The 14,213-nt window shown below is 71.1% G+C and carries 7 protein-coding genes, 2 pseudogenes and 1 riboswitch; of the genes and pseudogenes, 7 read left to right on the top strand and 2 right to left on the bottom strand.

Going from position 1 to position 14,213, the window contains the following annotated elements; genetic code table 11:
* Positions 1 to 201: 201 nt before the first annotated feature.
* Complete coding sequence (locus ITX44_RS24525) at positions 202 to 615, bottom strand: hypothetical protein (protein WP_236061432.1); 414 nt, start codon at positions 613 to 615, stop codon at positions 202 to 204.
* Positions 616 to 730: 115 nt separating this feature from the next.
* On the opposite strand from ITX44_RS24525, the pseudogene ITX44_RS24520 reads away from it, so the two are divergent.
* The 6 genes and pseudogenes from ITX44_RS24520 (at position 731) to ITX44_RS24500 (ending at position 11,729) form a co-directional block, all read left to right on the top strand.
* Positions 731 to 1,924: pseudogene (locus ITX44_RS24520) on the top strand (IS701 family transposase).
* Positions 1,925 to 2,518: 594 nt separating this feature from the next.
* A riboswitch (ZMP/ZTP riboswitch) is annotated at positions 2,519 to 2,606 on the top strand.
* A gap of 21 nt (positions 2,607 to 2,627) precedes the next feature.
* Complete coding sequence (locus ITX44_RS24515; RefSeq protein ID WP_307795464.1) at positions 2,628 to 3,485, top strand: bifunctional 5,10-methylenetetrahydrofolate dehydrogenase/5,10-methenyltetrahydrofolate cyclohydrolase; 858 nt, start codon at positions 2,628 to 2,630, stop codon at positions 3,483 to 3,485.
* Positions 3,486 to 3,587: 102 nt separating this feature from the next.
* Positions 3,588 to 4,022 (top strand): hypothetical protein, encoded by a 435-nt coding sequence (locus ITX44_RS24510; RefSeq protein ID WP_205359500.1) that lies wholly within the window; start codon positions 3,588 to 3,590, stop codon positions 4,020 to 4,022.
* Positions 4,023 to 4,332: 310 nt separating this feature from the next.
* Positions 4,333 to 6,699: pseudogene (locus tag ITX44_RS24505) on the top strand (GH92 family glycosyl hydrolase); the annotation flags it as partial.
* A gap of 6 nt (positions 6,700 to 6,705) precedes the next feature.
* A complete protein-coding gene (locus tag ITX44_RS43245; RefSeq protein ID WP_504739964.1) occupies positions 6,706 to 7,617 on the top strand; it encodes a beta-sandwich domain-containing protein in 912 nt (303 codons plus the stop codon).
* A gap of 176 nt (positions 7,618 to 7,793) precedes the next feature.
* Positions 7,794 to 11,729: a GH92 family glycosyl hydrolase gene (locus ITX44_RS24500; RefSeq protein WP_205359498.1), complete on the top strand. Its 3,936-nt coding sequence runs from the start codon at positions 7,794 to 7,796 to the stop codon at positions 11,727 to 11,729.
* 75 nt (positions 11,730 to 11,804) lie between these two features.
* On the opposite strand, the gene ITX44_RS24495 is transcribed toward ITX44_RS24500, so the two are convergent.
* The gene (locus ITX44_RS24495) at positions 11,805 to 12,974 is read right to left on the bottom strand and encodes a hypothetical protein (RefSeq protein ID WP_236061431.1); all 1,170 of its coding nucleotides are present in this window, start codon (positions 12,972 to 12,974) and stop codon (positions 11,805 to 11,807) included.
* A 133-nt stretch (positions 12,975 to 13,107) separates the two neighbouring features.
* On the opposite strand from ITX44_RS24495, the gene ITX44_RS24490 reads away from it, so the two are divergent.
* Positions 13,108 to 14,154, top strand: coding sequence for a helix-turn-helix transcriptional regulator (locus ITX44_RS24490; RefSeq protein WP_205359497.1), 1,047 nt, complete (start codon positions 13,108 to 13,110; stop codon positions 14,152 to 14,154).
* Positions 14,155 to 14,213: the final 59 nt, after the last annotated feature.

Here is a 14,213-nt window from a genome sequence, read left to right as displayed (position 1 = left end):
GCACGCAGCCCGATCGGGTGAGTCACGAACTACCACCGACCTGACGGCACGTCAGCCCGCTAGACTCCAAAAGGGCCCTGTGACCAGGGGAAATGGAGAAGTGCAACTGGAGTACTAGTACTCCAGCTGTAGATCGTGATCTTGCCTCGAATGGGCCAGCTGCTGAGCAGTCTGCATACGCTGAGGCGGCCGTGCCGCAGATCACTTGCTGGGGCGGGTGACAGTGATGTCGATGGCGCCGGCGTCGGGCCCCGGTGAGTCCACCGCGACGCGCACGTTGTATTCGCCGCGGTCGCCCACTCGATGCACGAAGCGGGTCAGTTGCTCGACATCGCCGACTGCGATGCGGCCGTCAGGCAGCAGGAGGGAGCCGTCGAAGACCGTGGTGAATTCCGGGTCGGGTCCTTCGGTCTCGGACGCTTGGGGCTGTGTGAAGAGACGCACTTTGATGAGTCCCCTCTGAGCTCGAACCCGAACAGCCACGTGGGTGTCGCAGCTGGCCGCAGGGGCAGCCTCCAGTGCGAGGGAGACTGGAACCCAGTCGGTCGCTCCCAGGTGCAGCACGGGATGATTTACGTAGATGTCGACTCCGGCGACCTGCACGGTGCTCCTCATGCTCGCACTAGGTGCGGCCACCGTTGATCATCGGTGTGTGAAGACAGACGATCATGCGGTGACCGCAGGTCACAGAGTAGACCCTGCCCGCTGGCAGGAGGCGTTCGAGGCCCTGATGGGCCGCATAGCCGACTGGTTCGCCCGGGTTGAGCCCCGGCGCCGGGCCGGGCGGCTGGTGCTCGGGCTGCTGTCGGACCTGCCACGCAAGAACTGCTGGAGCATCGCCGAGTGGGCCGGGGACGCGACCCTGCACGGCATGCAGCATCTGCTGTGCCGGGCCTCCTGGGACGCCGACGCGGTGCGTGACGACGTCCGCGACTACGTGGTGGAGCAGTTGCACGACGACTAGGCAGTCCTCGTGGTTGACGAGATCGGCGATCTGAAGAAGGGCGCCCACACCGTTGGTGTCCAGCGCCAATACACCGGCACCGCGGGCCGGATCGAAAATGCCCAGGTCGCCGTCTACCTTGTCTACGCGGGACTGCGCGGGCACGCGGCGGTGGACCGTGAGTTGTACATCCCGCGCTCCTGGACGTGCGAACCGGATCGCTGCCGGGCCGCAGGGCTGGGCGAGGACACCGCCTTCGCAACCAAGCCGGAACTGGCCGCCCGTATGATCGGCCGGTTCCTGGACGCCGGGCACCGCGTGGGCTGGGTCGCGGCAGACGAGGTCTACGGCGGCAACCCGAGGCTGCGGGCCGCGCTGGAAGAGCACGGGGTCGGCTACGTGCTCGCCGTTGCTTGCTCGGCCGAAGTCACCACCGATGCAGGGAAGTTCGGCGCGGACGCCCTGGCCGGGGAGGTGCCGAAACGGGCCTGGCAGAAGCTGTCGGCAGGGGCCGGCGCCAAGGGCCACCGCTTCTACGACTGGTCCATCATCGGCTTGGCGGAACGCGGGCCCGGCTCTCACCAGCTGCTCATCCGCCGCAACCGCACTACTGGAGAACTCGCCTACTACCGCTGCTGGTCGCCTGCCCCGGTGCCCCTGGCCACGCTGGTGCGGGTCGCCGGATCGAGATGGCGGGTGGAGGAGACCTTCCAAACCGGAAAGGGCCTGGCCGGACTGGACGAACACCAGGTCCGCCGTTATGTGTCCTGGGTCCGCTGGGTCACCCTCGCCATGCTCGCCCACGCCTTCCTCGCCGTCGTCCGCGCTGACGAACACTCCCGCCGCCCCGGACCGACCGACCTGGTCCCACTGTCCTGCAACGAGATCCAGCGTTGGCCAGACCGCTCAGGATCTCGGTCGCCATCTCCTGCTCGAATACCTCGCCGTCTGCCGCTCGCTCCTGCACCCATAGCCGACTGACCTCGAAAAGCCGAAGCTCATCGGCAGCGGCAAGCGCATCCTGAAGGACCCGGGAAGCTGCGAGGACCACCGCACCATCACCGGGGTCGGCAGGGGCGTAGGGCTCGTCGTCGGCGACGAGTTCCTCGAAGCTCCGACCGGTGAAGACACTCTCCCACTGGATCAGCGCTTCTTCGGCGTCGAAGTTGCCGAACGTCAGCGACTCGAAGACCCCATCGGGGCCGCCTTCCACGACGCCGGCGGCAGCGTCGTGGTCCGGCGCCACAAAGAACTCGATGATGGTGCTCACCAGGGCATAGTGCCTTCACGCAAGGCCAGGGTCCACCTGCTCGAACACACCGGACACGACCTGCCGAGCCGAGGCGCTCCTCTGGGCTGGGAAAGCTCAAGCCGCGGTCGAGTGCCCGACTCGCGTGGGTACAGCCAGCGCGGGAACGACCACTGCGGCTGCCGTGCCCGTGGCCGAGGTCATGAACGTGGGACGCCGTACAGGGCGGGCGTCCCTCCCCGGGCGCTGCGGAGTCGCCCGCTCCTGGGCTGGGCACCGCGACCTCGCCGAGGCGTGAGCAACGCCGTTCGCCTCGGCTACAGTGCGGGGTGGGCCGTGACTGGCGCTGAGGTGGAGCACCACCGGGGAGCGGCCTGGCGAGAGGGTCGAATGCCGTGCGCCTGGGCGAAGGGTCGATCACGCCTGGGAGGCGCCGTGTTGCCGACGCGCACCGCACAACTCATGGACGGTGCCGGGCTCGCCCGGCGCGTCGTCGAGGAAACGGCCACCAGGGCGGCGGAGCTCACGCGGAGTACGGGAGTGACACCGTGCCTGGCGACCGTACTGGTGGGTGAGGACCCCGCATCGGTCACGTACGTGCGGATGAAGCAGGCCCGCAGTGCGAAGGCCGGCATCCTGTCCCGTCATGTGGGTCTGCCCGCCACCACGACGACTGCCGAGCTGGTCGAAACGATCACCGCTCTGTCGAACGACCCGACCGTGCACGGCATCCTGCTGCAGCACCCGGTCGGCCCGCACATCGACGAGCGCGCGGCGTTCGAAGCCATCGCACCGGGCAAGGACGTCGACGGCGTCACCATGCACTCCTTCGCCGCGATGAGCTTCGGCCTGCCCGGCTTCGTGTCCTGCACTCCCGGCGGCATCATGCGGCTGCTGGAGGAGTACGACGTCGAACTCGCCGGCAAGCACGCGGTCGTGGTCGGCCGCAGCGCGATCCTCGGCAAGCCGGCAGGCATGCTCCTGCTCGCCAAGGACGCCACGGTGACGTACTGCCACTCCCGCACCGCGAACCTGTCCGCGCTCGTCAAGGAAGCGGACATCGTAGTGGCGGCCGTGGGACGCCCCCGCTTGATCCGCGGCGAGGACATCAAACCGGGCGCGGTCGTGATCGACGCCGGATACAACCCGGGCAACGTCGGCGACGTGGACTTCGACACCGCCCGCACCCGCGCCGGCCTGATCACTCCCGTCCCCGGCGGAGTCGGACCGATGACCATCGCCGTCCTGCTGGCACAGACGGTGGAGGCCGCAGCGCGCCAACTCGGCACGTGATCGGGCCTCGCGCCGCACCGCCCGCCCGTATGCGCCCCAGCGGGACCGTCGCCCCCCCCGCGACCCTGAAACGGTCACCGACGTCATGAGAACCTCGGCACGATGAGCACTCCCGACGAAGCAGAGGTGGCCGCACTCCTTCACCGCCGCGGCTGGCGAACGGCGTTCACGGTCGCCGACCGGGTGACCGCCTGGGGCCACCTCGTAGCCGCGGTCGAAGGCGGCTACGGCGACGACGTCGACGAGTACGCCAACGACCTCTACTGCCGGAACTGGCTCCACGAGGCATGGCTCCTGCTCCCCGAGCACGTCGTCCAGTTCTGGACCCCGAGGATCGAGGCCCTGGACGAGCGGTTCAGGGCGGCCACCGTCGCCGACGACGGCATGGCCCTCGGCCGTTTCCACCGAGTGCCGCACCCCGACCTGTGGTGGTGGCGACGGCACCCCCGCCTTCTCACCGGCGATCTGGGCCGCGCACTTCGCTCCGGCGGCGCCGTGGGCATCGACCCGGACGGTGCCGCGGGCGTCGACCCGTAGACGGACCGAACCGAGCGGGACAGCCCCCAACCCCGCCGAACCCGCACCCTCCGCGTCCCCCCACCCCGCCGAACCCCAGCACCCGCCCCCCAAATCCCCGGCCCCCAGACCCCTCAAGCCCCAACAAATACCAACAACCCGCACTCCACCCCCGCGCCGCCGGATGGCAAAAGCATTGACGCTTCCCCATGTTCAGGCCAAGATTCCTTGACGTCCCATTGGCATGTCCTGTGCCTCCAGCCACACAAGGACCCCACCTGGAGTGTGCTCGAGCTTTTCGACAACGTTGTCAAAGAGGGAGAAGGACACGATGGCTCCAAGGATGCAGAGCTTGCGCTCCGCAGCCGTTGTGGTGGCCACCGCACTGCTTGCGGTGGGGTCGGCAGTGCTTCCGGCCGGGGTGGCGCAGGGCGCCGCGCCCGGGGCCGGATCCACCGGAGCGGCAGACGGCGGCGATCTCACCCACTTGGTGAACCCCTTCATCGGCACGCAGAACGACGGCAACACCTATCCCGGGGCGGCCGTGCCGTTCGGGATGGTGCAGCTCTCGCCGGACACCGGGCACAACACCGGCTACGACTGGAACCAGGACCACATCCGCGGATTCAGCGCGGTGCACCTGTCGGGCGTGGGCTGCGGCCTCGGCGGCGACCTGCCGGTGCTGCCCACCACCGGTGCCGTGACCTCCACCGACGACGCGGCGTACGCGGCGCCGTTCAGCCACGCCGACGAGACCGCGTCGCCCGGCTACTACAAGGTCAAGCTCGGCACCGGCATCACCGCGGAACTGACCGCGACCGCCCGCACCGGCTGGCAGCGCTACACCTTCCCCGCGACCGACCACGCCAATGTGCTGCTGAACTCCGGGCAGGCGCTGCACAAGGTGACGTCCAGCACGGTCACCGTGCTGGACGACCGCACCGTGATCACCGCCATCACCGGCCGCGGCTTCTGCCAGGACACCCAGCCGTACACGCTGTACACCGAGACCCGGTTCGACCGGCCGTTCGGGTCGTACGGCACCTGGAACGGGTCGACCGTGAGCGCGGGCAGCCACAGTTCGACCTCGACCGGGCTGGGCGGCGCCTACGTCACCTTCGACGCCACGCAGAATCAGCAGGTCACCGCGGTCACCGCGCTGTCGTGGACCGGCCCGGCCGGCGCCGCCGCGAACCTGGCGGCCGAGGGCGGCGGCAGCTTCGATTCGGCGACGGCCGCCGCCAAGGCCGCCTGGCAGCAGCGGCTCGCGCAGATACGGGTGCAGGGCGGCACGGACGAGCAGCGCGCCACGTTCTACTCCTCGCTCTACCGCTCCTTCCTCGCGCCCAACATCGGCAGCGACGTGGACGGCCGGTACACCGGCTGGGACCAGAAGCAGCACACCGCGGACGGCTTCACGTACTACCAGGACTGGTCGCTGTGGGACACCTACCGCACCCAGGAGCAACTGCTGTCGCTGCTCGCGCCGCGCGAGTCGCGGGACATGGCACTGTCGCTGCTGAAGATCGGCGACCAGAGCGGGCAGTTGCCGCGCTGGGGCTACGCCACGGCCGAGACCAACATCATGACCGGCGACCCGGTGACCCCGTTCCTGGTCGACGCCTGGCGGCAGGGCCTGCTCAAGGGGCACGAGGAAGAGGCGTACCAGGCGCTGAAGAAGCACGTGGACAGCGCCGCGCCGGACGACTCGCCCTCGGCGGTACGCCAGGCCGACCCCGAGTACCTGGCCGGCGGCTTCGTGCCGTACGACCCCACCCGCCCGCAGCCCAAGCCCGGTGACGACGACTACCAGCACGGCCCCTCGGCCACCCTGGAGTACGCGCTGGCCGACGCCGCCCTCGGCGGGATGGCCCGCGACCTCGGGCACAGCGACGACGCCCGCCGCTACCTGGCCCGCGGCCAGAACTACCGCAACATCCTGGACGCGAGCACCGGCTTCTTCCGGGCCCGCGACAACGACGGCGTCTTCGTCGGCCCGGCCGACCCGGCGGCCAGCACCGGCTTCCACGAGGGCACGGCCTGGCAGTACATGTGGCTGGTGCCGCAGGACGTCCCGCAGCTCGTGGACCTGATCGGTGGCACGGCCACCGCCAACTCCCGGCTGGACTCCTTCTTCGCCTACGACCAGTTGCTCAAGGACCCGGCCGGCACCGCCCGCAACGTGTGGGTCAACGGACCGTACGCGTACTACAACCAGGACAAGTACAACCCGCAGAACGAACCGGACATCTCGGCGCCGTACACCTACCTGTCCACCGGCCAGCCGTGGAAGACCACCGACGTGGTGCACGCCGCGCTGACCCTGTTCACGAACGCGCCCAACGGCGTGACCGGCAACGACGACCTGGGCGCCATGTCGTCCTGGCAGGTGCTCTCCGCGATCGGCGTCTACCCGATGATGCCGGGCACCGACATGTGGGGGCTGTCCACGCCGCTGTTCGACCGGGTGGACCTGACCCTGGACCGGCACTACTACCCGCGCGGGCACCTGACCATCACCGCGCCGGGGACCAACGACACCGACCGGTACGTGCAGTCCGCCAAGCTCGGCGGCGACGACCTGCGCAAGCCCTGGATCACCACCGCCGACATCAAGGCCGGCAAGGACCTGGACTTCACGGTCGGGTCCGCGCCCTCGGCGTGGGGCACCGCCTCCTCCGCGACGCCGCCGGCCCTGGACACCGTGCCGGTCACCACGCGGCGCACCGCGGCCGGGGTCTCGCCGGCCGCCCCGGGCCTGCTGGCCGGCGGGCCGGGCGCCGACCTGACCGTATCGGCGGTGCTCACCGGCCCCGGCACGGTCTCCGGTACGGTCACGGTCGCCGCGTCCGCGCCGCTGGTCGCCGACCCGGCCGGTGCGTCGCGCTTCACGGTGCGCTCCGGCACGCTGCCCGCCACCCACCAGGTGACCGTGCACGTGTCGGCGCCCAAGGACGCGCCGGACGGCACCTACCCGGTCACGGTCACGGTCGCCCAGGCCGGCGGCCCCAGCGTGACCAGGACCGCTCAGGTCACGGTCACCACCGCGGACTGCTCGGGCAGCACCGGCTCCTGTCCGCAGGACCTGTCCGCGCAGTACGACACGGACGGGGTGGACACCGCGGGCGCGCCCGGCGGCGCAGGCTTCGACGGGACCGGCGCGAGCTACCCTGCCGAGTCGCTGCCGACACCCGGCACCGGAGTGCTGGCCGGACACGCCTACGTCTTCCCGGAGACGTCCGGCAGCGCGGCGAACTTCGCCTCCGCGCACGGCCAGACCGTGGCCCTGGTGCACCGCACCTACTCCGCGCTGGACGTGCTGCTCGCCGCCCACCACGGCGACGTGCGGGCCACCGCCACCGTCACGTACGCCGACGGCACCACCGCGCAGGTCCCGCTGGTCGCCACCGACTGGGCGGCCGGCTCGCCCCGGCTCGGCGAGGACCCGGCGATCCACGCCGACAGCCGCTACGACGGCACCGGCACCGCGGACGGGGTCGGGGTGAACATCTGGCACCTGGCGCTGCCGCTGGATCCGGCCCGGACCGCGGTCTCGCTGACCCTTCCGGACAGCCCGCACCTGGAGCTGTACGCGCTCAGCGGCCGCAACTCCTGACGGACCCGGCCGTCGCGCGCTGCCGTAACCGCTGTGACCTGCGCCATTGACGCGGTGTCCCGTCCTCGTTGTGATGCGGGGCGGGACGCCGAGCGCCACCCCGCGCCGCCGGACCGCGCTTCGGGCACGTCTGTCACGGCCCGGCGGCAGAGCCGAAGGAAGAAAGGCAGCTCCGCATGAGAAACGGCCCAGCCCGCATCGTCCTTGCCAGATCCCTGCTGGCGACAGCGGTCGCCCTGGTCCTGACCGTGCCCGGGTCCGCGCTGGCGAATGCCGCGTCGGACGGATCCGGTGGCGGCGCCCCCGACTTCAGCACCTCCTTCGAGTCCGGCGACGCGCAGCCGACCTGGACCAGCACCGCCGAGAACGACGACCAGGGCAACCCGATGATCTCCGGGGTGACCGCGGGCACCGTGCCGGTGCTCCCCGGCAGCGTCAAGGACAAGATCTCCCAGGTCACCGCGAACAGCGACAATCCGCCCAACGAGACGGCCGCCAAGGCCGCCGACGAGGACCCCGGCTCGAAGTGGCTGACCTTCGCCACCAGCGGCTGGCTGGAGTACGCCCTCACCGAGGACGTCACGGTCAAGAAGTACGCGCTGACCTCCGCCAACGACTTCCCGGACCGTGACCCGAAGGACTTCGCGCTCCAGGGCTCGGCGGACGGCTCCACCTGGACCGACCTGGACTCCCGCGCCGGCCAGAGCTTCAGCGGCCGGTTCCGGTCCAACGTGTACGACGTCGCCGACCCCGGCGCCTACCGTTACTACCGGCTGAACATCACGGCCAACAGCGGCAACACCGGCTCCACCCAGCTCGCCGACCTGATCCTGTCCGACGGCTCCCCGGCGCCCACCCCGGTGGCCGGCATGACCACGGACGTCGGCAGCGGCCCCGGCTCCGGCCCGAACGTGAAGCCGAGCACCGGCTTCACCGGCCTCAAGGCCCTGGAGTACGCCGGCACCCACACCCGCGCCGGCGCGGTGCATGCCTGGAACAAGCTCTACGACGTGCACATTCCGGTCACCGCGGACACCCAGCTGTCGTACGACATCTTCCCGGAGCTGACCGGCGCCGACCTGAAGTACCCCAGTACGTACGCCGCGATCGACCTGCACTTCACCGACGGAACCTACCTGAGCAGCCTCGCCCACCCGGCGGTGGACCAGAACGGGATCGCGCTGACCCCCAAGGACCAGGGCAGCTCCAAGATCCTCTACGCCTCGCAGTGGAACCGCGTCGTCTCCCGGCTCGGCCAGGTCGCCGCGGGCAGGACCGTCGACCGCATCCTGCTCGGCTACGACGACCCGAACGGGAGCGCCGACCCGGGCAACACCACCCAGTTCAAGGGCTGGGTCGACGACATCTCCCTCGGCCCGGTGCCCGCCGCCAAGCCCCTGAGCAGCTACGCGCAGTACGCCGACACCCGGCGCGGCACCAACTCCTCCGGGTCCTTCTCCCGCGGCAACAACATGCCGCTGACCGCGGTCCCCAACGGCTTCAACTTCTACACCCCGGTCACCGACGCGGGCTCGGCGAGCTGGGAGTACAGCTACGCCGCGCAGAACAACGCGGACAACCTGCCCACCCTGCAGGCCCTGGGCATCAGCCACGAGCCCAGCCCCTGGATGGGCGACCGCGACCTGTTCCAGGTGATGCCGTCCACGGCCACCGGCACCCCGAGCCTGGACCGCGCCAAGCGGGCGCTGCCCTTCCGGCACTCCGACGAGGTGGCCCAGCCGCACTACTACGGCGTGACCTTCACAGATGGCCTCAAGGCCGAGATCGCGCCCGCCGACCACTCGGCGATCTTCCGCTTCACCTTCCCCGGGGACACCGGCGACCTGCTGTTCGACAACGTCTCCAACGCCGGCGGCCTCACCCTGGACGCCGCCCACGGCACCCTCGACGGCTACGCCGACTACCGCAGCGGCCTGTCCGCGGGCGCCAGCCGCATGTACGTGCACGCCGAGTTCGACCGCACCCCGGCCACCGCCACCAAGGTCACCGGCGCCGGCCGCGACAACGTCACCGGCTACGCGCAGTTCGACACCTCCGCCGACAGGACGGTGACGATGCGCGTCGCCACCTCCTTCATCAGCGCCGACCAGGCCCGCGCCAACCTGACCCAGGAGATCCCGGCCGGCACCTCCTTCGACGCGGTCAAGGACAGCGCGCAGCGGCAGTGGAACTCCCGGCTGGGCAAGGTCGAGGTCCAGGGCGCCACCCCGGACCAGCTCACCACGCTCTACTCCGACCTGTACCGGATGAACCTGTACCCGAACTCCGGTTACGAGAACACCGGCACCACCGAGCACCCCGTCTACCAGTACGCCAGCCCGTTCGCCACGGCCGGCACCAGCACACCGACGCAGACCGGCGCCAAGATCGTCGACGGCAAGGTCTACGTCAACAACGGCTTCTGGGACACCTACCGCACCGAGTGGCCCGCCTACTCGCTGCTGGAGTCCAAGAAGGCCGGTGAACTGGCCGACGGCTTCGTGCAGCAGTACAAGGACGGCGGCTGGACCGCCCGCTGGTCCTCGCCCGGCTACGCCGACCTGATGACCGGCACCAGCTCCGACGTCGCCTTCGCCGACGCCTACGCCAAGGGCGTCACCGGCTTCGACGCCAAGGCCGCCTACGAGGCCGCGGTGAAGAACGCCACCGTGGTCCCGCCGGCCTCCGGCGTGGGCCGCAAGGGCCTGGCCACCTCGGAGTTCACCGGCTACACCGACACCGGCACCGACGGCAGCGTCTCCTGGTCGCTGGACGGCTACGTCAACGACTACGGCATCGGCACCATGGCGGCGAAGCTCGCCAAGGACCCGAAGACCCCGGCCGCCGACCGCGAGCGCTACCAGGAGGAGTCCGCGTACTTCCTCGGCCGCGCCCGCGACTACGTCACCCTCTTCAACAAGGGCGTCGGCTTCTTCGAGGGCCGCAAGGCCGACGGCTCCTGGCGGGTCCCGGACGCCCAGTTCGACCCGCAGACCTGGGGCTACGAGTACACCGAGTCCAACGCCTGGAACTACGCCTTCACCGTGCCGCAGGACCCGGCCGGCCTGGCCGCGGTCTACGGCGGCCAGAAGGCGCTGGAGGGCAAGCTCGACACCTTCTTCGGCACCCAGGAGACCGCCGACGGCGACGCCGGCTCCTACGGCGGCACCATCCACGAGATGATCGAGGCCCGCGACGTGCGGATGGGCGAGCTGGGCATCAGCAACCAGCCGTCGTTCGGCATCCCGTACATGTACGACTACGCGGGCGCCCCCGCCAAGACGCAGGCGGCGGTGCGGGAGATCGAGCGCCGGCTGTTCACCGGCAGCTCCATCGGGCAGGGCTACCCCGGTGACGAGGACAACGGCGCCACCTCCACCTGGCAGATCTTCAGCGCGCTCGGCTTCTACCCGCTCCAGGTCGGCAGCGACAACTACGTGATCGGCTCGCCGCTGTTCACCCGGGCCGTGGTCCACCTGGACAACGGCAAGGACATCGTCGTCAACGCGCCCGACAACAACGGCAAGAACGTCTACGTGCAGTCGTTGAAGGTCAACGGCGAGGACTGGGACAAGGTCTACCTGACCCAGAAGCAGCTCTCGCAGGGCGCCCGGCTGGACTTCACCATGGGTCCGAAGCCGTCCGACTGGGGCAGCGGCAAGAACGCCCTGCCCACGTCGCTGACGCCCGCCGGCCGGCAACCGCAGGCGCTCGCCGACACCACCGGCCCCGGCCAGGGCACCGCGACGGCCGGCGACAGCACGGACGTGAGCACGCTGTTCGACAACACCTCGGCCACCCGGGTCACCTTCCCGACCGCCACCCCGCAGATCCGGTACGACTACGCGCAGGGCGGCAAGAAGGTCACCTTCTACACCCTGACCTCGGGCACCACCGCGGGTCAGGACCCGGCCGGCTGGCAGTTGCAGGGCTCCACGGACGGCACGCACTGGACGACCCTGGACACCAGGGCCGGCCAGACGTTCACCGACCGCCTGCAGACCAGGCCGTTCCAGGTCGCCCACCCCGGCACGTACACCTCGTACCGGCTCGTGGTCACCGCCGGCGGCAGCCAGGCCACCTCGCTCGCCGAGGTGGAACTGCTGAACTGACCGGCACTTTCATACCCGGCACCACCCGGGCGGGGCACCCGCGCCGCCCGGGTGGTGCGGTCGTGTCCCGACGCCTCAGGTGAGGAAGCCGATGTGCACATGGTCGTGATGGGTGGCGTCGGAGAAGAACTGGTCCGCCGCGCCGCCGGACAGCAGCACCGGGCCGCCGACGTTGTACGACCCGGCCGCCGCGGCGGCGCGCATGAAACCGGTGATCAGGCTGCGCGGGGTGGCCGGGTCCACCACGCGCCTGCCGTTGATCCGCCAGACGTCGAAGGCCCGCCCGCGCGGATGGTCGCTCGGCCGGGTCGTGCCGAACACGTCGAGCGGATGCCCCGAGCGCACCACGCTCACCGAGATCCGGTACGGGCCGGCCAGCGCGGTCATGGCGCGCAGCACGCTGTCGTGCACCCGGCCGCTGCGCACATCGGCGGCGGACCCGGGCGACAGCTCGATCCTGGAATCGCCCAGCACCGCGCGGGCCGCGGCGTCGGGGGAGACCGGCGGCCCGGGGGTCGCCGGGTGCAGGGCGGTGACCGCCCAGCCCCTGGCGCCCTTGCTCAGCCGTACGTCCACCGTGGTGCCGCCGTGCCGGACCGTGCCGCCGGTCCTGGTGGTGCCGCCCGTCCTGGTGGTTTGGGCGCACACCACCAGGACGCTTGCGCTGTCGGTCAGGATCCCGCCGTACTGGGCGTCGATCACCTGGACCACGGCCTCGTCCGCGGCCGGGGTCAGCGATCCGGTCTGCCGGGCGAGCCGGGCGGCCCGCGCTGCCGGGACGCCCAGCGCGGTGGCCCGGGCGGCGCCGTGCGCGGGACCGGCCTGCCCGGCCGGCCAGGTGCCGAAGGCCTCCACCAACCTGACCGCGGCGAGTTTGGCCGCGGGCTGGATCTCGCCCGGGCCCGGCGTCCAGGGCGGGGCGGCCGGCAGCCGGGGGAGCGCGGTGCTCGCCGGGTGACCGGTGGGGGAGCCGGTACCGGGCTTCGTCCCGGTGGGGGAGCCGGTCGCCGGGATCGTGGCGGACCCGGCCGACGACGGGTGCGTACCGCCGCCGGAACAGCCGGCGCACCACAGGGCTGTGCCCAGCAGCAGCGTCCGGCGCCCGACCGCACCGGACGGACGGTCGCCGGCGTCGGGGCGATCACCGGAACGATCACCGGAACGATCAACGGAAGCCGGGCGGTGGCCGAAAGCAGGACGGCCGCCGGAAGCCGGACGGTCGCCGAAGGCCGGATGCCGTGCCATGGCCGCTCCAGGGACGAAAGGCGTGCGGTCCCTGCCCAGTATCGGCCGGGGTGCCCGAAAGGGCGTTACGGCAGGCCGGGCCGGGTGAGCGGATTCGGGCGAGACCGTAAAGGTTTGGTGTTCAATCACGTAGATGCCGCAGGCTACGGTGTGCGCGGAGGTGGCGATGCTCGAAGTCCTGGGGCTGGATCAGCCAGCCGAGGTCCTCTACTTCACCCTGGTCGACAACCCCCCGCTGCCCGTCGACGACCTGTGCCGGCGTACCGGCATCGGCCCCGACGCGGTCAGCGGCGCCCTGGTCCGCCTCGAGAACGGCGGACTGATATCCCGGCTGCCCGGCAGCCCGGCCTCCTGGACCGCCCTGCCGCCCGAACACGCCCTGGAGGTGCTGCTGCTGGCCCGGGAGCGGGACATCCACCGGGTGCGCGCGCTCACCGAGCGCCTCACCGAGCGGCACCGCGAGGCCCGCAGGGGCCGCGACTCCTCCTCCCTGATCGAGGTCGTCACCGGCCGCGACGGCGTGGCGCGCTGCGGCCAGCAGCTGTTCAACCGCGCCGAGCGGGAGATCCGCGGCATCGACGCGCCCCCCTACGCCCAGGCGAGCGACGGCGAACGGGTCAACTCCGCCAACGTAGTGGCCGACCGCAGCGTGCGCAGCCGGTTCATCCATGCCCGCGACACCCTCAGCATGCCCGGCACCATGGAGCGCGTCGAGGCGGACATCGCGGCCGGTGAGGAGGTCCGCTTCCTGCCCGAGGCGCCCATGAAGCTGATCATCGCCGACGACCAGGCCGCCCTGATCCCGCTGCTGGCCACCCCCCAGGTGCTGGACGCCTGCATCCTGGTCCATCCCTCCGCCCTGCTGGACGCGCTCTCCACCCTCTTCGAGTCGCTGTGGAGCCAGGCCCAGCCCTACATGCCCGGCCGGTCCGCGCCGGTGGGCCCCGACGAGTTCGTCAACGAGGAGGAACGGCGCATCATCTCGCTGCTGGCGATGGGTCTGCCCGACGAGACCATCGCCCGCCAGCTCGGCATCGGGCACCGCACCGTGCAGCGCCGCGTGCAGGCCCTGCTCGGCCGGCTCGGCGCGGCCAGCCGCTTCCAGGCCGGTGTGCTGCTGGCCAGCCGCGGCTGGTGGCACCCCGACGAGGAGGCCATCGGCCGGGGCCGGGCGGGCTGACCCGATCCGACGGCCGACGCCCACACGGCCGCCGGGAGGCAACGCCAGGGGGCGGACCG

It is taken from the genome of Actinacidiphila acididurans (genome assembly GCF_016918855.1).
In the GTDB taxonomy this organism is placed as follows: Bacteria; Actinomycetota; Actinomycetes; order Streptomycetales; family Streptomycetaceae; genus Actinacidiphila; species Actinacidiphila acididurans.
The sequence above is the reverse complement of the archived record's forward strand: the minus strand, read 5'-3'. Positions and strand labels throughout refer to the sequence as shown.